The organism is Paenibacillus sp. FSL L8-0333 (genome assembly GCF_037965665.1).
Classification (GTDB): domain Bacteria; phylum Bacillota; class Bacilli; order Paenibacillales; family Paenibacillaceae; genus Paenibacillus_AQ; species Paenibacillus_AQ odorifer.
Map to the genome: position 1 here is coordinate 5,126,550 of NZ_CP150186.1, position 19,149 is coordinate 5,145,698.

A 19,149-nucleotide genomic window follows, 5' to 3' on the forward strand; every position below is an offset into this window, starting at 1 on the left:
ACCCTCCAGACGGATTGGTCGAGAGTTTCGAGTGCTACAGTAATGGATTTTGTAGGATTGTTTGCGTGTTACGGTACGCCTTATCTCTCAAGAACTAATAATGCTCACGAGCGTTCTTGTCAAACTAAGACCCGCCACCGCAGAATGACGGGGAGACGGAGCTGGGACCGCTATATTTACGTGGCGGCGAGTTTGTAGTTTGGGTAGATAATGCCTTGAAGCAACGGATCTGCTAAACCGGCTCAGCTGTGTAAATATGAGATTACCTCCATGAACGCAAAAGATGGGTAGCCCGGCTGCTAGAAGGCACACACCGCCTTCGCTTTCGTCGAGATCCCCATCTTTATTTAAGCCAGCTTGAAAAACGCATTTGTTCGTTAATTGGGCAGACGTAGTTTTAAAAAGCTTCAGACTCCACAGGATCCGAATATGGCCCTTCCCCGCCGTTTGTACTTATTGCCTTCATGCGGTAATAGGCTTTAAGCGTCTTGACCCTCAGCGGATCCTTCCAGCCTCCGTCATAATAGGACGGTCTTCTCTCAATCAGCGTTGTCCATGGACCTTCCGGGCCTTCTATTGATTTTTCCAGGGTATAAAATGCCCCGCCGGCTACACCCCTGAAAGAAATCCTGCCTTCGGCCGCACTCAGCAGGAGCGGTGCGTCTGTAATCTTCTCCTCTGGAATCGCCTCTCCTCTAATCCGGTACGCATGGCCGCGCAGCGCTTGAATACGGTTCAGATGGTCCTGATTTAGGCCACTTCCCGGGTAATGTACGGAAAAGCCGTCATAATGCTGGACATATCCGCCGTGATCATCATGACTAAATAGCGACCAGAAACATGTCCCCGATACGTCTTCATTCCGCTCCGCCTCCTTCACAAAATCGTGAAGCTCACCCGAGGACCAGCCGTACTCACCCGCAATATATACTTTGTCCGCTTCGCTCACCACTTTGACATCTGCTGACAGCTCCTTGGCATCTGCTGGATAGTAATGCACATCCATAATATCCAACTGTGCAATATCCAGCTTGTCTGCGTCAACCTCAAACTGCTTGCCGTGACTTACCAAGTGGTTCTGGTCAATACCTTTGATGTAGCCGCAGATATCCTCCACCCAGGCGGCAGGTGCATGATTCAACTCATTCCCCAGCTCCCAGGCCATAATGGACGGATCATCCTTGTATTTCACACCGCTGATCGTGTTAGTCCGGTTCAGAACCTGTTCGATGTACCATTTGAAATCCGCGATCACCACAGCATCCGTGTAAAAATCGTTTTCGTCCTCCAGGCCGCGCCAGCCGGTAAAGGTGGACTTACCACCGTGATAATATCTCCAGTTGCAGACAAACGGGATAATTACCCGCAAGCCACGCTTAGCAATTTCGTTAAGCGCAAAATCAACCTTCACAAAGGCCTCTTCGTTTAATTCCTTCAGCCGCGGCATTAGTGACTTCGGGTGACCTACAGATACGCCGAGCGTGTGCGATCTAAGGGCATTGGCCCCCATCATAACTGCCGTATCCAGAGCATTGATGACCCGGAACGGAGTGGGCCAGTCAATTCCGCCTACATTCTCGTCTAGACCCAGCCAATAAATATTCGGGCCAGCAAAGCGGTATGGCTCTTCTCCAACAAAAAGCCTGCTTCCCTTCCTTCTGATAAAACCCTGTTCTCCCATCGCATCTCATTCCTTATCCCTAGATAGTTAAATTTGTTGTAAATTTGTTTGATTAAATGTTGATATATAAAAAATAAGCCGGAACCCCTTATTCAGAAGTTCCGGCCATCATACCAATGACCACTAACCCAGATTGCGTCTAATCAGCTCTGAACGCTGCTGCACAGAAGCATAAGAACGCATCGCGTCTTCTGGAGTATTTTTGACGTAATCCATCAGTCTGTCGACAGTGGTAACCGCAACATGGCAACGGGTATCCGAAGAAGCGTAATAGAGGAACAGTTCTCCGCTCTCTGTAGCGATCATGCCGTTACTGAAGACAACATTGGACACATCCCCAATACGTTCCTCCCCATCAGGAGCAAGCAGATGCCCGCCGGGGCGGTAGGTTTGAACCCATGGCTTGTCCAGATCCGTCATAAATGCATAGAGGACATAACGTAGTCCGGCAGCCGTGTTGCGCACGCCATGGGCGACATGCAGCCAGCCATCCGGAGTTTTGATCGGTGCTGGGCCCTGGCCATTCTTCACTTCCTTAATGGTGTGATAAGCCCGCTCGTCAATAATAATCTCGTCACCCACAACTGCCGGATTCATCGACTCTGATAATCCCCAGCCGATCCCCCCACCGGACCCGGTGTCAATGAATCCGTCCTGCGGACGGGTATAGAAGGCATATTTGCCGTCTACGAATTCCGGGTGCAGGACTACATTGCGCTGCTGTGCCGACTTGGTCTGCAGATCAGGCAGCCGCTCCCAAGTTTTCAAATCTGTTGTGCGCACAATACCGCACTGTGCAACCGCACTCGATAGATCGCCTGCCGGAGCAGCGGGGTCTTTGCGTTCCGTGCAGAAGAGCCCATATATAAATCCGTCTTCATGCTTAACCAAACGCATATCATAGACATTGACATCCGGATTCTCAGTCTCCGGCAGCACCACCGGATAATCCCAGAATGCGAATCCGTCGACACCGTTATCGCTTTCGGCAATGGCAAAAAATGATTTCCGGTCCACCCCTTCCACTCGGGCAACAAGATAGAACTTCCCGTTCAACTGGATAGCACCCGGATTAAACACACAATTTACTCCCAGTCGTTCCATGAAATACGGGTTGGTCTCCTGATTAAGGTCGTATCTCCAAGACAGCGGGATATGGCGGTTCGTCAATACGGGATGTTCATAGCGTTCGTAAATGCCGTTCTCAGAGAACAACGGTTCGTTCTTCCGTCCGATAACCTCCTCATAGCGTGCTTTTACCTGTTCATACCGTTCCTGAAAATTAGATGTGTTCACTATACTCTTCCCCTTCCAGTCGTTCCAATATTTCAAAGCATGCTCTTCCGTTGTGATACGGGCATTTCCACTCATTGACCTTCGGCTCGTGATAAGGCGTACCAGACTCACTTACTTTCCAGAACCATTCACCATGCTCCTGGTCGAGCATAAAGTTCTCGATGAAATTCCAGCTTGCTTCCGCAGCAGCATAATACTTGGATTCGCCGGTAAGCTGCCATGCATTAATAAAGCCTACAGCGGCCTCAGCCTGCGGCCACCAGTCCTTGTCCCTGTCGATGATGCCTTCCGGACCAGCCTCGTTCCACAAACCTCCGTCCTGATCAATGCCTTCTGCCAGCACAACATCTGCCATTGCCAGTACAACAGGCCTGATTCTCTCTACAATTTCCGGGTCGCCCAGCACCTGAGCCGCCTCATACAGCAGCCAGCTTCCTTCAATATCATGACCACAAGAAATACGTTCCGACTTCAGTGTCCAATCCTCATCAAAAAACAGCCGAAAATGCCCGGTCACCGGATCGACAATCCGCTCCACGGTCAGCAGGATCAGATTGCGCAGCCGCAGCCGGAGAATATCCGCCGGCCAGACACGGTATGCATTTGTATAAGCCTCAAGAATATGCAGATGGGTATTCATTGATTTCTTCTCGTTGAGATCGTGGCTGCCGAGGCGCAGATCCTGTTCCAACTGCCACTCCCGGGTGTACGCCTCATAATATCCGTTATAAATCGGGTCATAGCTACGTTCCACAAGATCGATAATATACTGAAGGCGCGGCAGCAGCTCCCGTTTCCCGGTTGCAAGCATATACTCAGACAAAGCGTACAGGACAAAGGCCTGGCCGTAGATCTGCTTTTTAGTGTGCAGCGGCTGCCCTGTACTGTCCAGCATCCAATAATAACCGCCATATTGCTCGTCCAAAAACTGCTCTTCCAGCACATTCAGCGCTCGTTCGGCCAGACGCAGCCACTTTTCATCCCCGTCATGCCTGTAGGCTCTAGAGAAGGTCCATAGCAGCCTCGCGTTCAGCACAAGTCCCTTAGGTGCACCTTCAATAACCCGAGAATGGTTGTCGAGCGCTCCGTAGAAGCCCCCATGCACTTCGTCCACCGTTTTACTGCCCCAATAAGACAGAACACGCCCTAATTCCAGCCGGACTTGTCCGGTTAACTGCCGACTTCCCATCATTGTCCGCTCCTTTCTTCATCTATCCTTTAACAGCCCCGTTGGTTACCCCGGCAAAAATGTAGCGCTGCAGGAACAGATACAGCAATACCGTCGGCACCATGATGATCAGAATCGTCGCACAGATATAACTCCACTGGGCCTGATTGTTACTGGCAAACCGCATGATCGAGGTTGATACCATCACCAGCTTCTGCTTAGGCATATAAAGGAAAGGAATATATAGCTCGTTATAGATATTGATCGTTTTCAGGATGACCAGCGTTACGGTTGCCGGACTCAACAGCGGGAAAATAATCGAGCGGTAGATCCGGAACAGGCTAGCTCCATCAATCATTGCACTCTCGTCGAGCTCCTCCGGAATATTGCGGATAAACTGCAGGTAGATCGTGATCTGCAGCACGTCCGCTCCGACAAACAGCAAAATCGGTGCAAACAGTGTGTTAAACACACCCAGCGATTGAATCAGCGAGAAGATAACCACCTGTGTCGTAATCGTCGGAATAATGCTGGCAAATAGGAACAAACCGAGAATAAGTCCTTTTCCTTTAAAAGCAATACGGGCCAGCGCATAAGAAACCATCGTGCCAAACACGATATTTCCTAACAAAGAGACAGCAATGACCAGGAATGTGTTGCCGAACGCCTGCAGAATATTAGCCTTGTCCACCACAATTCGGAAATTTTCGAAGTTTAGAAAACTGGCAGGAAGAGCGAACGGGCTGGAGCTCTCATCTGGCCCCTTGAATGCGTTCAGCACAACAACATACGGCGGGAACAATACAATCAGGCTGGCGATGCCAAGCAGCACGTATTTGAGCCACTGCACAGGATCGTTTTTTTTATTTGTCTTCATCTGCTATCCCCCTTGCGTTTCAGCGCGACATTCTGTACCAGTAGGATGACCACCGTCAGAATAAGCAGCACTATGCTCATGGCGGAAGCCAGGCCATAGTTATTGAAGGTAAAGGCCGTCTCCGTCGTTTTCAGCAGGAAGGTCTCACTGGAGCCGACAGGTCCACCTTTTGTGAGTACAAACGGCAGGTCGAAGACCGCTAGCGCCCCGCTCAGGGTAAGGAACATATTCAGCTGGATTACCTGAGTTAAGCTCGGAAGCGTCAGATACCACAGGGACTGAAAACGGTTCGCGCCATCGATGGTAGCGGCTTCATACATATCACCTGGAATCGACTGCAAGGCGCCCAGGTAAATGATCATCGTGTAACCCATATACCTCCAGAAGCTGACCGATGCGAGTGAAAAATTAACAAGAGAGGTATCTCCCAGCCAGCTGTGCTGAAGCGAAGACAAGCCAGCCATTCCGAGCAGCGCATTCAGCGAGCCGTTGTTCGTATCAAATACGTACTGGAACATGAAGGCGACCGCGACACCGTTCATAATATAAGGAACAAACAGCAGAACACGGAACAGATTGCGTCCTTTGATTCGCGAGTTCAGAATCACTGCAAACAGAATTGCAACGATATTTTGAAGCACCCCGCCAAGTACATAAGGGATCTGATGAATAAATACACCAAACAAATCCGGATTGGTAAATACCTCCTTATAGTTGTCGAGTCCCAAAAAATTTACCGTCTTACTGATTCCGTCCCAATCCGTGAAGCTGAGATACAGCAGTCTTACCGCTGGATAATAAGTAAAGAGCCCCAGCAGCCCCAGCGGTATAAAAAGAAATGTGAGTAATATGAGAATTCGTTGTCTGTTATAAGAGCTTCCCATCCGCCGCACCGTCCTTCTCATTGTTCAATATCCAAAAGCGCATGCCCAATCCCCCTGGTTAATTTTAGATATCGCTTACAGTAAAAATCACTCTTCAACTATTAATAAATTTTATTCGAAAAATATTAATAAAATATAACCTCCTATATATTCTGAATTCGTCTGCTTTTAAAACTTTATCATAATCATAATATTTCTTCAACTATTTTATTTGTTTCATTAAACTAATTGATTATGTTTAATTGATTATCGAGTAGGAGAGAGCGGCAAGCCCTCGTCCTATCAAACCACCCGTACCTGCGGGTCTGAATACACGGTTCCAAAAAATTCGCTACCGTTCCGTTAAATTATCCACTCCAGCAAAATGCTCCTCCTTTCTACATCTCTCCCTTGTACGTGAGTCGAAGGTTTTTTCTCCTTCGAACATATGATTCAACAAGTTTTTCTCTGCCTTGCGGAAGGAAGGGGCGTCTTGTTCCGACGATGAACCCGGCACTTTAGCATACCCTGGCGGCTTCACTGCATCTCTTTGCCGCAAGCTCTCTTGCGGGAAATTCTGCTGTCCTTACTCTTCATAAGAACGCGCCGGTTTCCTCTCTCCTTTCGGTTCAGTCCTTCCGTAAGCTTCCTTCAGATTCCGTCTCATTGCGGACACCCTTGCCCTTAGCTAACGCTACAACCTTGCCAGCCCCACTCGGACTTTCACCTAGAGATGACGCCTATGCTGGGCGTACACAAAAAAGAGCATCTCCATTTAGGAAAAGATGCTCCTTTTCTTTTTCTATACTAAAAGCTATTTTCAGGCTAATTCGGCCCTATCAAGAATTTTGACCGTAGAACGTTCGATCAGCTTTGTTGCTAGCAAGATTTGTTCCGCCACAGTTTCAGGGTGCTTGATCCGTTCAAAAATAGTCTTAACTGCTCTTGAGCCCATTTGTTCTTTAGGCACTTGGATTGTTGTTAGCTTGGGTATCATAAATTCCGACAGCGATAAATCGTCAAATCCAATGACCGAAAAATCGTCCGGACAACGGTATCCCCATCCCATCAGATATCGCAGCAACTCAATGGCCAGCATGTCATTGGCACAGAAGAAGCCGGTAACCTGTTGTTCCGTTATGGACAAACGCAGCTTGTCCATAAATTCTGAATTCGTGTAATTCCCCCTGCCGCTAACGCCGACGCCCCGTACCCAGGTTATGCTCGCCTGGTCTCCACCGGCCGTATTATGATCGTTAACCGCTTCTTCGAATCCCCGGTCCCGCTCCCTGAAGCTCCACGCGGTCTCAATATCGCCGACAAAAGCAAGCCTGCGGTGCCCGCATTCAATCAGCTTTTTGGTGGCATTATAGGCTCCAATGTAATTATTCGCGAGAATATGGTCATGCTCCGCACTTGGCACATTCGAGTCCACCAGCACAAACGGCAGCTCTATTACTTCCAGTGCTTTCATGTATGACTCAGGAATATGCCCCAGCAGCAGCGCACCATCGGCCTTTGCCTCACTTATACTAGAAGGCAGTCCCTCTTCCGGCTCAAGCGAAATATTGATTCCGGATAGGATCATACTGAAATCGTAGGCAGAGAGCTCCTTGTCAATCCCGCGGATGATTTTCCCCCAGTATTCTATATCATCCAGATAAGCCTCAGGCATTAGCACAGCGATGTTTCCGGTCTTGGTGAATTGAGATGATTTGCGCAGCTTGTCAAAACGGTATCCCATATCCTGAGCCATTCTCCATATTTCCTCGCGGGTACTATTATTGACCGCAGGATCATTGGAGAGTGCTTTGGACACAAGAGCTTTAGACACTCCAACCTGCTCAGCAATCATCTGTAAGGTAACTTTCTTCAATTTCCATGCTCCTTACGAGTTATTTTCTTAAGCATACTGTGTCTTTAAACTTTTTTCAACACAAATACCCTTGAATGGCCGGCAGCATGTGCCGGTTCATTTCAAGGGTGCTTATCGCCTAACCTTAAATCTGAATGGTATCTTGCTGAAGCAATTTACCCTCCTGATCATACTGGCGAATATGGTTTACCAGTTCCTCTAGGTTAACCCAGGAGATCCCTACTTTTTGGTCTGCAGCACCATAGGACATAATCAGTTCGCCATTCAGTACCACTCCCCCGGTGGTAAAGAGACACGGCGTCGGATAATCGGAAGGCATTTCCCATTCTCTTTCCGCATACATAAGCCTGTCGGGACAGCGGTGTATCAAAACGGGATAGTCATTATCCCGCTCTTTAATAATCATAAAAGATTGCGTGTACCCGAATTCCACATTTTTCTTCGCATGATAAGGAACCAGCCATTCTCTTTCTCCAACCTTAATAGGCGGCCAGCTTGCTCCCACACGATTCTCCTCCCAATCAAAAACCGGAGAAGCAAGCAACCGGTGCTCTGCCTTAGGCGAAGCAAAATCCGCTATGGCTTCTGCCGCCGCCAAGTAAATAGACGGCTTCTTTACACGTTCTCCTTCCGGGAAAGGCAAAACATTCATAGGCCTGTGCAGCATTAAATACTGATGTTTATCGCCAATCTTCATTTTTTCAGGAAACAAAAATACATCCCGGTTATCACTGACATGACCTTCTGTAAGCGGACCGATATAATGAAAAGCCTGTTCATAGTTTCCGTTTTTCAGCTGCTCCAAGTCAAGTTTGTAAAGCACCGTAACGGTATCATTGGAACGTGCTGTTTTGACAAACGGGTCCTCATCGCTGGCCTGCGAGATCCACTCCGGCACATACTCAAACCGCGTTTCTACCGGCGGATCTTGATCGCTTAGCCAGTAAGGCCCTGGCGGAAATGCCCGGCAGGCAACCGTCACATAAAGCTCTCCTTCTACCGGGAAAATACGCGGGTCCTCAATGCAGCCGTTGGCATAATTCCTAACCTTATTCCCGTGAATATCTGTAATATAAAGCTCGTCCTCCTCGTAGCCAAGGTTTGGTGCCAGGGCGGGTCTCGAGAAATCCGCATCCCATGTTTTGCCCAAATCATCGCTTTTGGCATACCCTAAAAAAATGGGATAAGGATCATGGCAACCCTCTCTTCTCTTTTGTGGCCACGGGCCTGTCGCACGGAAGAGCATATGAATCGTATCCGAATCCGGATCTTTTACGATCGCAGGATTCAAGACCATTTTGTCAGCCCATGAACAACCAGGTACTGGCTCTAGGGCAGGTTTATCCAAATAACGAAATTGCGGTTTCATAAGTTCCTCCTCCATAAAGCTCGAATTCTTTACGAGAGTCACATACTATTCGTTCGTACATAACACCCACGAGCCAACTTTATCACACACTCTTAATTCTTTCAATATTTTTTAATTGTTTAATGAAACTTTTTGGTTTTTTAAAAGTATACAAATTTATCTTGTCTTTTTCCAACTTTCTTTTAGACCAATTATTGCAATTTGTTTTGTTGTAGCGTAATTATTTTAATTTTATGTTTTTTATACACACACCTGAGCTAAAAATGTGGGGTCCAATCACAAAAATTATTTGAATTGTGAAATTTTAATGTATTACATAACAAAAAGTAGCATTTATCACCTTTATTATCCATTTAAATACAAAGGTGGTGGTAAATATGGCATTTGAGACTAACAGAGAGTTGTATTTTTCTGTCGAAAAAGGATTTAGTAGCTATATTAAGTCTTGCCTTGCTCATAAAAGCAGTAAAATATTTAAAAACTATGATCAGGAAAGGATTCGCTTCAGGTCTCTCAACGATTTTAATGAAAAAGCTCTCACAAGAAAATGGATTCACAACATTAACTTCAATTTCCGAAGAAGAGAACTCTTTATTTGAAGTATTACGTTCCTTGAATTTATTAGAAAGAAGACTTATTTATTTGAAATTCCATGAGGAAAAAACAGATTGGGAAATAGCTAAAACATTAGGGGTTAGTAGACAAGCTGTAACAAAAGCAAAGAAGAAGTTGCTAAAAAAAATGAAAACAAGATTAGAATTATAACAATATCCCTTGATGTTAACTTACAAATCGCCCTTCTTTTGATCTCTAAAAATGATAGGAGATACGAATATGCGCGAAGTATATGAACTTATCGTATTATCCCAAGGCGGGGATACGCAGGCAGAAGCGGAACTTATTCAAAGATATGAAGGGTTAATAAATAAAATGTCATGGCATAACGGAATTTTTCATGAAGATTGTAAACAGCAACTAACATTAGAGTTTATTTTGGCAATTAGAAGATTCGATCTTACACGTTATATAAATATATTCACATAATTTTTAAATTTTTGGCCATTGGGTTGCCATTTTTATACCGAAACTCTATTTAAAGTTGAAAACAATTTAATTTCACAAGCATTCCCAACAATACTACTTAAGATCCTTGATAACTTCAAATTTTAATATTTCAAGCACTTTCCCCTTGTTCCATTAAAAAAGGAAGCGACTTAGCGGATACGCCACGACCCTCTGAATCAGTATCTTTAGAGGCTAGCGACACCTCCTTCCGGCTTAAATCAATCTATGGTGGATTGAATCGCAATGACCCACAAGAGGGATAATGATACTTCTGCCCGGCCAACGTAACGGTACTGGGGGCAGCTCGCTCAGTTGAGGGAGAGTCTCTGAGAATGGTCAGAGCTATGTTGTCGCATAACCATCGACAGCCTGAAATATTATTTTTTATATTTTCAAACTTTTATCAAAAGAATCATCCATTCTCATATTTTTAATTATGCTATTTTATTCATGGAGGCCTGATGATGGACTATACAGCCCTTATATCAGTGAAACAACATAAAATGTATGATCTTTTATTTCAAGACTTTCCTGATGTAGTGAATATCACTGAAATGTGTGAAATGCTTGGCGGTATTAGTAGTAAGTCTGCTTACAAACTTCTGCAAGAAGGTAAAATTAGTTATTTTAAAATTGGTCGAGTATATAAAATACCAAAAATAAACATTCTTATGTATCTTGATTTATTCATTTTCAATTTTGATCAGCCTAACTTCAACACTTTACTGCATTGAATCGCCAAGTTTATACGTGTTATACTTAGTAAGTCAATGGTAGGATCAATGCGGGCTGCTATGAAGGAGGAATATCCATGGTAGCAGGCCACCTACAAGAAAAAAAGGGCCTTTTTTACATCGTTTTAAATTGTAAAGATGAGGAAGGTAAGCGAAAACCAAAGTGGATCCCAACTGGACTTACGGTAAAAGGAAACAAAAAAAGAGCTGAGGCATTGTTGCTGGAAACACGGATGAATTGGCCTCCTCCACTAGCCGAGGAAGAAGCGATAGTTCAAAAAAACATCATTCAATCCGCTGCCGAAGAGCAAATTGATAGAGGGCCGCTTTTTTGTGATTTTATGCTTCGTTGGTTAGCAATGATGAAACACAAAGTTGAATTTATCACTTATGCTTCATACTACAATGTTGTAACTAACCATGTCATACCTTACTTTGAAAGCAAAAAACTTCTTCTCAAAGAATTGTTACCAAGTCATATTCAAGATTATTATCAGTACGAGCTTGATGAAAATGGCGTGACTACTAATACAGTCCTCCACTACCACGCTAACATACGTGCAGCACTGCAGCATGCACTTAAAACTGATCTCATCGCCACCAATCCAGCCGACAAGATCGAACGTCCAAAGAAGAACGAATTCTTCGGCAGCTTTTATAATCATCAAGAAATTAATTTTCTTTTTGATAAGGTAAAGGGCGAATTAATTGAGCTAGCAGTAATTCTCGCTGCTTTTTATGGTTTGCGGCGAAGTGAAGTGGTCGGCTTGAAATGGACTGCTATTAATTTTGAAAACAAAACCATCAGTATTAGGCACACTGTAACTCCAGTGTATTTCGAAGGACAAGAACATCTTATTGAAAAAGACCGAACTAAAAACAAATCGAGTCGACGCACTTTACCTCTCGTGCCGGCCTTTGAGGATTTGCTACTGCGGATTCGTGAACTGCAAGTTCTTAACAAAGCCATATGCGGGAACTCTTACTGTAATGATTATGATGAGTATATCTATCTAGATAAGTTAGGACAGCGAATAAAACCTGGTTATATTACTCAAAACTTTACAAGAACAATAAAGAAATTAAAAATGCGAAAAATCCGTTATCATGATCTCCGTCACAGTTGCGCAAGCCTTTTACTTTCAAATGGCATCAGCATGAAAGAAATACAGGAATGGTTGGGCCACAGCAATTATTCTACAACAGCCAACATTTACTCTCACTTGGAATACAGTTCAAAAGTATCTTCTGCATCAACAATGAGCAATGTTCTGACATTTTAACACAAAGAAAGATCGCATGACTCTCAACATATGAGAGTCATGCGATCTTCTCCTCGTTCTCTCCTTCGGAAAAAGGAGAGAACTGCAGGAGAGAACTCGATAAAAAGTTCTCTCCTAAGTCGTTTTAAAAACCAAGGTTTTTCGGAAAAAACCCTTATAAATCAAGGATGCCGAGGACGGGGGTCGAACCCGTACGGTACTCACGTACCGCAGGATTTTAAGTCCTGTGCGTCTGCCTGTTCCGCCACCCCGGCATATTATGTGTTGAAGCTTCATACGTTGTTCACATATAACGCGACAAGAAATATAATATCATGAATATCGATAACGCGCAATCCTTTTTCGAAAAAAATTATTTACAATAAAAATAACCCGTTCAGCCTAAACCGACACGGGTTATTATAGACGGGGATTATCTACGCTCGTCACTTCTGCTTCTCATTCCGGCAAGACCCAAAAGTCCAAGCAGACCGAGCCAGCCCCAGTTAGATCCTTTGTTAGTCGCAGCATTCGTTGTTGTACTAGTTGCACGGTATTTGCCGGTCTGTGTAGTGTTGGTTGCCGGGTTAACAGTGCTGTTGGTTCTGTAGTTATTGCGGGTGTCATTGTAGTTATTGGTGTTGTAGTTGTTAGGTCTGTAATTATCATCGATGCGGATCTTATCTTTCATAATGCTCTCATGCTGATTCATTGTTCCCGTGGTGCCATTCATTAGATTGCCTTCCGTATTCATCATCCGAGTGTGTTCCGCAGTGCCATCCATTCCGGTATTCGCGGCTGGGATACCGCCCAATGCTGCTGATCCAACGGCATTTGATGCATAGCTAGCTCCCATTAGACTCATTGACAGTACAGTACCGCATGCAAGGCTTGTTATCAGCTTGTTCACAGTGTTATGCCTCCCTTTAAGGTTAGTTATCACTGATAATTTCCCCTTGGACGGCACTGTCTATGCATGATGATTTTACTCTTTTACTACATTAACTGTCTTGGTCACAGCATCATAAGTAACCTTTGCTCCAAGTGCCTCAGCCAGCGCACGTATGGGCACATAGGTTATTCCGGTATCGAGAACGCCATCGGTAAGCTTACGGCCGTTTAGGTTAATGGTCACTGTAACGTCTTTGTTCACCTGATCATCCCCTCCGGTAATCTTTTTTAAAGCCTCTTTGGCTTGGTCCGTCGTTGGACGTTTACCTGCCCGAAGTTGATCTATAGTTAAACCGAAAGTCATTTGCAGATGTGAATAATCTTTAAAAGAGGTCCAGTCCCCGCCCCATTCTAATCCAAGCCGCTTAGCCTCCTGTACAACCTCTTGCCAATCCGCAGTCTTATCTTTATCACCATCACGATTGATATCCCAAGAAAGGCTAGTGCCATTCGGCAGCAAAAGCGCAAAATCAAACGCAAGACCATAATTATGATAGCTGGTACCGCCTTTAGCGTTGGTAACTATCGGCCCCGGTTTGCTTCTACCCTGCGCATACAAAGCATTTTGCTCAGCGATGGTCCGTAGACCCTGAGTAATAACGATAGGGACTCCTCTCGCATGGCTTTGCTGAATCAAAACATTCGCACCTGCCGCCAAGACAGGATGAAGCCCGACCAGACGCGCCGCGGATTTTTCCCTCAATTGCTCCAAAGTCAGCATAGAATCACCCCTTTGGTATATTCAATGATGCCGCTGTCCTATTTGCCTGTACCCCTGTCCCCCTTAGGATGATTTCCACAAAAAAGGACAAAATATTTAACGAAAGGTGGGAGACATATGGATATTCATAGCGATAGCTATAAAGTTGCAGCCCTTAGTGAACAGGAAGAAGCACTGGAAATTATTCGGAATGCTGAAGCTTCCATTGCACATCTGACCGGTAACCCTACCGTTACCTTAATCGCTTATGAGAAAAGCGAAGGCAACGGTTCTCAGCATTAAACGATGTAGACCTCGACAATATCATCCACATCGATCCACTTCCATTCCTCCGCCCACTGCAGCTTAAACTCACGCGAGTGGGTGTGAATGGAAGTCACAAAGCCACTTAACATCGTATTTTCAAAAGGTTCAAACAGAACAACTGTCACTCGTACATGACTCCGCAACGACAAAGCCAGTGTACATTCGATCTCCTCCAGCTTTTGCTCATCCAGAATAGGCTTGATGCGGCGCAGCGTCTCCCGTTCATCTCTTATAATTCTTGTCTTATGCTCCGGCAGCATCATGCGGCTGCTTTCCCACAGCCCGTTTTTTTCCAGCTTTTTGCCCATGGTAACCCCTCCCTTATAATATATCTATTCTTCTGAACACGAACGTATGTTTGTATTATATCCGCATCTTCGCATATTAATCAATAATCAGGAAAAAGATACCTTTTTGAAGGAGCGCTTTTTATCCAAAAGATGTATATCAATGTATATCCATGTAAGCGCAGCAAAAAGACGCTGACAGATAAACTGTGCAGCGCCTGATTTGATTTATTCTTGAACAACATCTCCAGATACTGAGGTAGCTTCACCTTCGGAATCTATAAGTCCAGTTGCTTCTCTTGCCTCATTAAGCTTGGAGATACCGAACAACATCGCTATATCAGCTTTTTGATTCAATTCATTAAATTGCTCAGCCGTAACATTTGCGGAATCTGCGCCCTGAGAAGCCTCTTTTTTTAAAGAATAAGCACTTTCAAAGGAAATTTTAGACTCTTCAAGCAACTTACGAATGTCTTCAGGCAAGCTGGAGGAAATTTTTACTTTCTCGGCTTGATTCGATAAATCAGTTGCGGTAATCTGGAATTGCTTAATTTTCTTCTCCAACTGCTTGTCCGTGAGTTCTCCTGCTGAATAACCCGCAATGGCTTCATTGAACTCCGCTAAAGAAGATTTTCCCGACTCTTCAAGTTTAGACATTTCATTGTAGAAGTTTTGCACAGTCTCCTGCACTTCTTCTTCCGTGGCAGGTGCCGATGAAGTTGAATTATTGCTGCAGGCGCTAAGGATGACAGTCATCATCAGCATTCCTATTAGTAAAGCTTTTTTCATTATTTATCCCTCCACTTAACAGGATAATGTCGGTTTGTGTAAAGCGCAAATGAAATATATGTAAAATGACTGTTATGTTATAATTATTTTAATTGTGATCAGAAAAGGAGGGTATTTATGCCTTATTGCACCACCTGCGGAGCGGAATACAAGCAGGGCGCTAAATTTTGTGGAGAATGTGGAACCAGCCTTAACGGTACCGCTCCAGTGACCGCCCATCGACCAGCAGAAGATAATCATGTCAATCAAGAAGTTGTGCTCTGGAAAGGCAAACCTGCCGGCATCTCAGATCGACTTAAAGGAATTATAGCTCTTAACACAACTTCATATACCATTACAAGTCAGCGCATTATGTTAAAGACCGGACTTATCGGTAAAAATGTTGAAGAAATCGAATTGCTGCGCGTACGCGATTTATCCGTGAAACAGTCAATAATGGACCGGATGCTTGGCATCGGGTCATTAACTGTATTTTCTGATGATGCCTCAGCGCCTCAGCTTCTTTTTCGAAAAATCCATGATGCCCAAACCGTCAAAGATGTTCTGCGCAAAGCCGTTCGTGACGAGAAGATCGCCAACAACATTAGCTACCGCGAACAAATTTAAGACGCTCATACGTAAAAAGGCCCCGGAAAACCGGGGCTTTTTGCTTGCGCTTGTACACTTGAAGTACTCTTTTTTAAGGAAGATAAAATGCCCCCGCTGGGATAACCCCCTTGATCTGGCTAGGACTCTCCCACTGCAAAACAACCCGGGCGTCGCCCGCATTCTCATAATACTCCACCTTTATTTCATACGGCTTACCTGCTATCAGACTTATGCTTCCTTTTCGTTCCTGGCCGCTCTGATTCACCCAACTATCAATGACTAGCCCGCCATCAATCCATACCCGTATCCCATCATCAGAGTAGGAATAAATGGTATAAATCTCGCTAAAAGCAGCCGTCAGCTTCCCACTCCACCGCACAGAAAACGCATCTACACGAATGGCAGGATCAGGCGAACCTTGTCTCCATGAAAAGTTAATATTGGCATCCGTACGCAAAAGTGCAGGTGTGCCGCTAAGCGTCATGTTATTGTAGTATTGCCCACAGAGTCCACTCTCCAGCACACTATCCCCGATAGCAGCGAAAGCGGCGGCCTCAGCAGCATACTCCTCTCGTGTGAATACCATTTTGTCGTTCATAAAAGCTTTTATCACAGCATCGGTATTCTTCTCATAGAGGAGTTTCCCCCAGGTCAGCTGATAAGACCATTTGGGCTGCGTTTTGGACAACAGTTCAGCAGACGGAAGCTCTCCATTCTCACCAATCGCAATCAGCTTGCCACGACCCAGATCCCATAAATTATCATAATGGCTAATCTTGAAATCCGCGTCATAAATGTCGAGCGCCAGCACATCTACCTTATCACTGCCCGGATAGTATTCTGCCGGCTCATCACACCACTGATTTTTTGCATTTGGACTCCAAACCCACAATAAATTATGCAGCTTATGATAATTGGTAAAACGATCGAACATAAGGTTCCACAATGCAGCGTAATTGCTCTTTTGCCCCCACCAAAACCATCCACCATTCATTTCATGATACGGCCGCCAAAGTACAGGAATCCCTGCGTCATTAAGCTTTTTCAGCGACAGGGCTATCTTATCCAGATCAGCTAACAGCGCATTATACTGGGTGGTACCTGAGGTTATATATTTATCAAAATCAGCATTGCTTAGGCTCGTATTTACATTCCCCCAAGTTGGCGCTGTCCCCGGTAATGCAGCGTGATAACACATCGTTACGATCCCGCCGGCCCTAGACCAGCGTATCGCACTGTTGACGACCCAATTCCGCTGATTGTCAATTAGAGCCTGGGACTGATTATTGATTGCGCCCAGCTCGTAGCCATGAAGCGCAGCATATTGCCCACTGGTATTTTTAAGCTTCTCCATGAGCTCGTCTGCACTTTCCAAATAATCATGTTGGCCGCTTATCACACCCTTTCCCTGCAAGTAATAGAGGGTATTCAGCAATAGCTGAGCCGAGGACGACAGTCCCGAATCCGCCGGAGCCATTTGTAATCTGCGAAAAGCCATCTGCCACTGCACATCGCCCACGAACCTTGATGCTGAATCAACCATCTGACGAATAATCCGCTGCTCCATCTATTCTCACCATCCTTTTAAATCTTTTTAAGTTATAGTATGGGGACAATAGTGACATGAACTCAGCGAATGGACATGAAGTTGTAAAATAAGTTGGGACGATATAAGGAACTGCTGAATAATTTCACGGCTCAACAAAAAAAGGAGCTCAGCGGCTCCTCATTACTTTTTTTCTTATCTCGTGTACCTTAAAGGCAATAGCTCAGTGATTTCATATTTAGCTAATCGGTCATCCTCCGATACAATTATCTTGCTGTCTATTCCGTAATCCGCAATTAACTCTCGGCACATGCCGCAGGGAGAGACTACTTTAATCTCTTTTTCCTCGCTGTCTGGATCAGAATGCCTTACCGCAACAATCGTATCAAATTCCTTATAACCTTCGGATATCGCTTTGCCAATCACCATCGCTTCTGCACAGACTGTAATCCTCCCCATGCTGGCTTCCACATGTACCGCTGTAAAAATCTCTCCTGTTTTAGTACGAAGCGCTGCACCCACATGATGACGCCCCCATTCATAACGTCTGGTAATTATATCTTCGGCAGCCGTAATAAGCGTCTGATCCTCAATGGTAATTATGTACTCCATATCCAGTTACGTCCTCCTTTATTTTACCTAATTATATTAAATCGCACTGAATTATGATATAAGATATACTATTTTAAGTGCCAAAAAAGGAGGAGCAGAATTGAAAGTGAAAAAATGGATCTCCAGTCTCATCATTGTTGCATTACTTGCTTTGGCTAGTTACTGGTTTGAACAAAACGGAGAGCCTACAGACCCCTCGTCTCCATCCAATTCGAGTGTTGTTCAGCTAACCTTCCCATCAGACCGCTATCCTGAGACCGCCAAGCATATTCAGGATGCCATTGCGAAAGGTGAATCCGCCACATGTACGATTAACCGAGAGCAGGCTGAAGAGAACCGCAAAGAGTCCTTAAAAGGGATCCCTACTAAAAAGGGATATGACCGGGATGAATGGCCAATGGCTATGTGTGAGGAAGGCGGCGTTGGTGCCGACATTGAATACATAACGCCAAGCGATAACCGCGGGGCAGGAAGCTGGGTTGGCAATCAGCTGGAGGATTATGCAGACGGAACCCGGGTGGAATTTATGTTTAAATAACGATCTGTCTGACCATCCCCAGGCAACAGAATAGCCCCACCTGGCATTCGCCAGACGGGGCTACACTTCACATCAGCTAACTTAGAATAAGCAAGCTTTAGTGATGATAACCAGCAAGATGAAAAGTACCAGGATTGCTCCTGTAGAAGTCCAAGGACTACACACCGGACCTACTGATGCTGGACTTACTACCGGACCTACGTTACAACCACAACCATGTTCCATACCCATTTTCAATTCCTCCTAATGATTAATGACTACAGCACAAGATATGTAAAAAGGAGATAAGCCGTTTGGGCGAATTGGCAAACAAATGCCAATCACCTAATGAATTGAAGGCGGACAGTCGATAAACAGGATATACACAAAGGAGGTGCAATATGGATATAGCTGCATTATCAATGGCAATGAGCCAAGCATCCTTAGCTCAAAATGTTGGGATACAGGTCATGAATATTGCCAAGAATCAGGCTGAAACCCAGAGCCAAACTATGGTGGAAATGCTGGGCAAAAGCGTTGCTCCGAATTTGGGAAAAACACTTGATATTAGTGTGTAATTGCTTTATGCTAAGGGTACATGAGAACTAACGTTCCTATGTATCCTTAGACTTTTTTTACTC

Annotated in this window: 22 protein-coding genes and 1 tRNA gene; 8 read left to right on the forward strand and 15 right to left on the reverse strand. The window is 45.0% G+C overall.

Features of this window, described 5'->3' with window-relative positions; translation table 11 throughout:
• Positions 1–397 precede the first annotated feature (397 nt).
• From NYE72_RS22915 to NYE72_RS22945, 7 genes are all read right to left on the reverse strand, one after another.
• Positions 398–1,681, reverse strand: a complete 1,284-nt coding sequence (locus tag NYE72_RS22915; protein WP_339210505.1) for a hypothetical protein — start codon at positions 1,679–1,681, stop codon at positions 398–400.
• A 123-nt stretch (positions 1,682–1,804) separates the two neighbouring features.
• Positions 1,805–2,977, reverse strand: a complete 1,173-nt coding sequence (locus NYE72_RS22920; protein ID WP_339210507.1) for a glycosidase — start codon at positions 2,975–2,977, stop codon at positions 1,805–1,807.
• Complete coding sequence (locus NYE72_RS22925; protein WP_339210509.1) at positions 2,964–4,169, reverse strand: AGE family epimerase/isomerase; 1,206 nt, start codon at positions 4,167–4,169, stop codon at positions 2,964–2,966. Before NYE72_RS22925 ends, NYE72_RS22920 begins: the two co-directional genes overlap by 14 nt.
• 19 nt (positions 4,170–4,188) lie before the next feature.
• Positions 4,189–5,022, reverse strand: coding sequence for a carbohydrate ABC transporter permease (locus NYE72_RS22930; RefSeq protein WP_339210511.1), 834 nt, complete (start codon positions 5,020–5,022; stop codon positions 4,189–4,191).
• Positions 5,019–5,927 (reverse strand): sugar ABC transporter permease, encoded by a 909-nt coding sequence (locus tag NYE72_RS22935; RefSeq protein WP_339210513.1) that lies wholly within the window; start codon positions 5,925–5,927, stop codon positions 5,019–5,021. Before NYE72_RS22935 ends, NYE72_RS22930 begins: the two co-directional genes overlap by 4 nt.
• Before the next feature lie 778 nt (positions 5,928–6,705).
• Entirely contained in the window at positions 6,706–7,761 is a 1,056-nt protein-coding gene (locus NYE72_RS22940; RefSeq protein ID WP_339210515.1) for a LacI family DNA-binding transcriptional regulator, read from the reverse strand.
• 124 nt (positions 7,762–7,885) lie between these two features.
• Positions 7,886–9,130 carry a hypothetical protein gene (locus NYE72_RS22945; protein WP_076315991.1) on the reverse strand — a complete coding sequence of 415 codons (1,245 nt, stop codon included), beginning with the start codon at positions 9,128–9,130 and terminating at the stop codon, positions 7,886–7,888.
• A gap of 384 nt (positions 9,131–9,514) precedes the next feature.
• Between NYE72_RS22945 and NYE72_RS22950 the strand changes: the two genes are divergently transcribed.
• The 4 genes from NYE72_RS22950 (at position 9,515) to NYE72_RS22965 (ending at position 12,212) form a co-directional block, all read left to right on the forward strand.
• Complete coding sequence (locus tag NYE72_RS22950; protein ID WP_339210517.1) at positions 9,515–9,895, forward strand: sigma factor-like helix-turn-helix DNA-binding protein; 381 nt, start codon at positions 9,515–9,517, stop codon at positions 9,893–9,895.
• 69 nt (positions 9,896–9,964) lie between these two features.
• On the forward strand, positions 9,965–10,174 hold the full coding sequence (locus NYE72_RS22955) for a helix-turn-helix domain-containing protein (protein WP_339210520.1): 210 nt from the start codon (positions 9,965–9,967) through the stop codon (positions 10,172–10,174).
• A gap of 482 nt (positions 10,175–10,656) precedes the next feature.
• Entirely contained in the window at positions 10,657–10,929 is a 273-nt protein-coding gene (locus tag NYE72_RS22960; RefSeq protein WP_339210523.1) for a helix-turn-helix domain-containing protein, read from the forward strand.
• 77 nt (positions 10,930–11,006) lie between these two features.
• Positions 11,007–12,212, forward strand: a complete 1,206-nt coding sequence (locus tag NYE72_RS22965; protein WP_339210525.1) for a site-specific integrase — start codon at positions 11,007–11,009, stop codon at positions 12,210–12,212.
• Between the two features lie 168 nt (positions 12,213–12,380).
• Here the strand turns inward: NYE72_RS22965 and NYE72_RS22970 are convergent.
• The 3 genes from NYE72_RS22970 to NYE72_RS22980 form a co-directional block, all read right to left on the reverse strand.
• Positions 12,381–12,466, reverse strand: a tRNA-Leu gene (locus NYE72_RS22970).
• Between the two features lie 158 nt (positions 12,467–12,624).
• Positions 12,625–13,101, reverse strand: a complete 477-nt coding sequence (locus NYE72_RS22975; RefSeq protein WP_052097266.1) for a WGxxGxxG-CTERM domain-containing protein — start codon at positions 13,099–13,101, stop codon at positions 12,625–12,627.
• 75 nt (positions 13,102–13,176) lie between these two features.
• Complete coding sequence (locus tag NYE72_RS22980; RefSeq protein WP_036683338.1) at positions 13,177–13,863, reverse strand: M15 family metallopeptidase; 687 nt, start codon at positions 13,861–13,863, stop codon at positions 13,177–13,179.
• A 117-nt stretch (positions 13,864–13,980) separates the two neighbouring features.
• Between NYE72_RS22980 and NYE72_RS22985 the strand changes: the two genes are divergently transcribed.
• The gene (locus tag NYE72_RS22985) at positions 13,981–14,145 is read left to right on the forward strand and encodes a hypothetical protein (protein ID WP_169744799.1); all 165 of its coding nucleotides are present in this window, start codon (positions 13,981–13,983) and stop codon (positions 14,143–14,145) included.
• On the opposite strand, the gene NYE72_RS22990 is transcribed toward NYE72_RS22985, so the two are convergent.
• Complete coding sequence (locus NYE72_RS22990) at positions 14,142–14,477, reverse strand: YolD-like family protein (RefSeq protein ID WP_036683341.1); 336 nt, start codon at positions 14,475–14,477, stop codon at positions 14,142–14,144. The genes NYE72_RS22985 and NYE72_RS22990 overlap by 4 nt on opposite strands.
• A 207-nt stretch (positions 14,478–14,684) precedes the next feature.
• The gene (locus NYE72_RS22995; protein WP_036683343.1) at positions 14,685–15,245 is read right to left on the reverse strand and encodes a hypothetical protein; all 561 of its coding nucleotides are present in this window, start codon (positions 15,243–15,245) and stop codon (positions 14,685–14,687) included.
• A 117-nt stretch (positions 15,246–15,362) separates the two neighbouring features.
• Between NYE72_RS22995 and NYE72_RS23000 the strand changes: the two genes are divergently transcribed.
• Complete coding sequence (locus NYE72_RS23000; RefSeq protein WP_036683346.1) at positions 15,363–15,851, forward strand: PH domain-containing protein; 489 nt, start codon at positions 15,363–15,365, stop codon at positions 15,849–15,851.
• Positions 15,852–15,924: 73 nt separating this feature from the next.
• On the opposite strand, the gene NYE72_RS23005 is transcribed toward NYE72_RS23000, so the two are convergent.
• Positions 15,925–17,400 carry a glycosyl hydrolase gene (locus tag NYE72_RS23005; protein ID WP_036683349.1) on the reverse strand — a complete coding sequence of 492 codons (1,476 nt, stop codon included), beginning with the start codon at positions 17,398–17,400 and terminating at the stop codon, positions 15,925–15,927.
• 174 nt (positions 17,401–17,574) lie between these two features.
• Positions 17,575–17,991, reverse strand: a complete 417-nt coding sequence (locus tag NYE72_RS23010) for a cytidine deaminase (RefSeq protein WP_036683351.1) — start codon at positions 17,989–17,991, stop codon at positions 17,575–17,577.
• Positions 17,992–18,097: 106 nt separating this feature from the next.
• Here NYE72_RS23010 and NYE72_RS23015 point away from each other — a divergent pair, with 106 nt between their 5' ends.
• Positions 18,098–18,529, forward strand: a complete 432-nt coding sequence (locus NYE72_RS23015; protein WP_036683407.1) for a NucA/NucB deoxyribonuclease domain-containing protein — start codon at positions 18,098–18,100, stop codon at positions 18,527–18,529.
• Between the two features lie 81 nt (positions 18,530–18,610).
• Here NYE72_RS23015 and NYE72_RS23020 read toward each other — a convergent pair whose 3' ends face one another.
• A complete protein-coding gene (locus NYE72_RS23020) occupies positions 18,611–18,760 on the reverse strand; it encodes a hypothetical protein (protein ID WP_155288175.1) in 150 nt (49 codons plus the stop codon).
• 149 nt (positions 18,761–18,909) lie between these two features.
• On the opposite strand from NYE72_RS23020, the gene NYE72_RS23025 reads away from it, so the two are divergent.
• Positions 18,910–19,086, forward strand: coding sequence for a YjfB family protein (locus tag NYE72_RS23025; RefSeq protein ID WP_076098563.1), 177 nt, complete (start codon positions 18,910–18,912; stop codon positions 19,084–19,086).
• Positions 19,087–19,149: the final 63 nt, after the last annotated feature.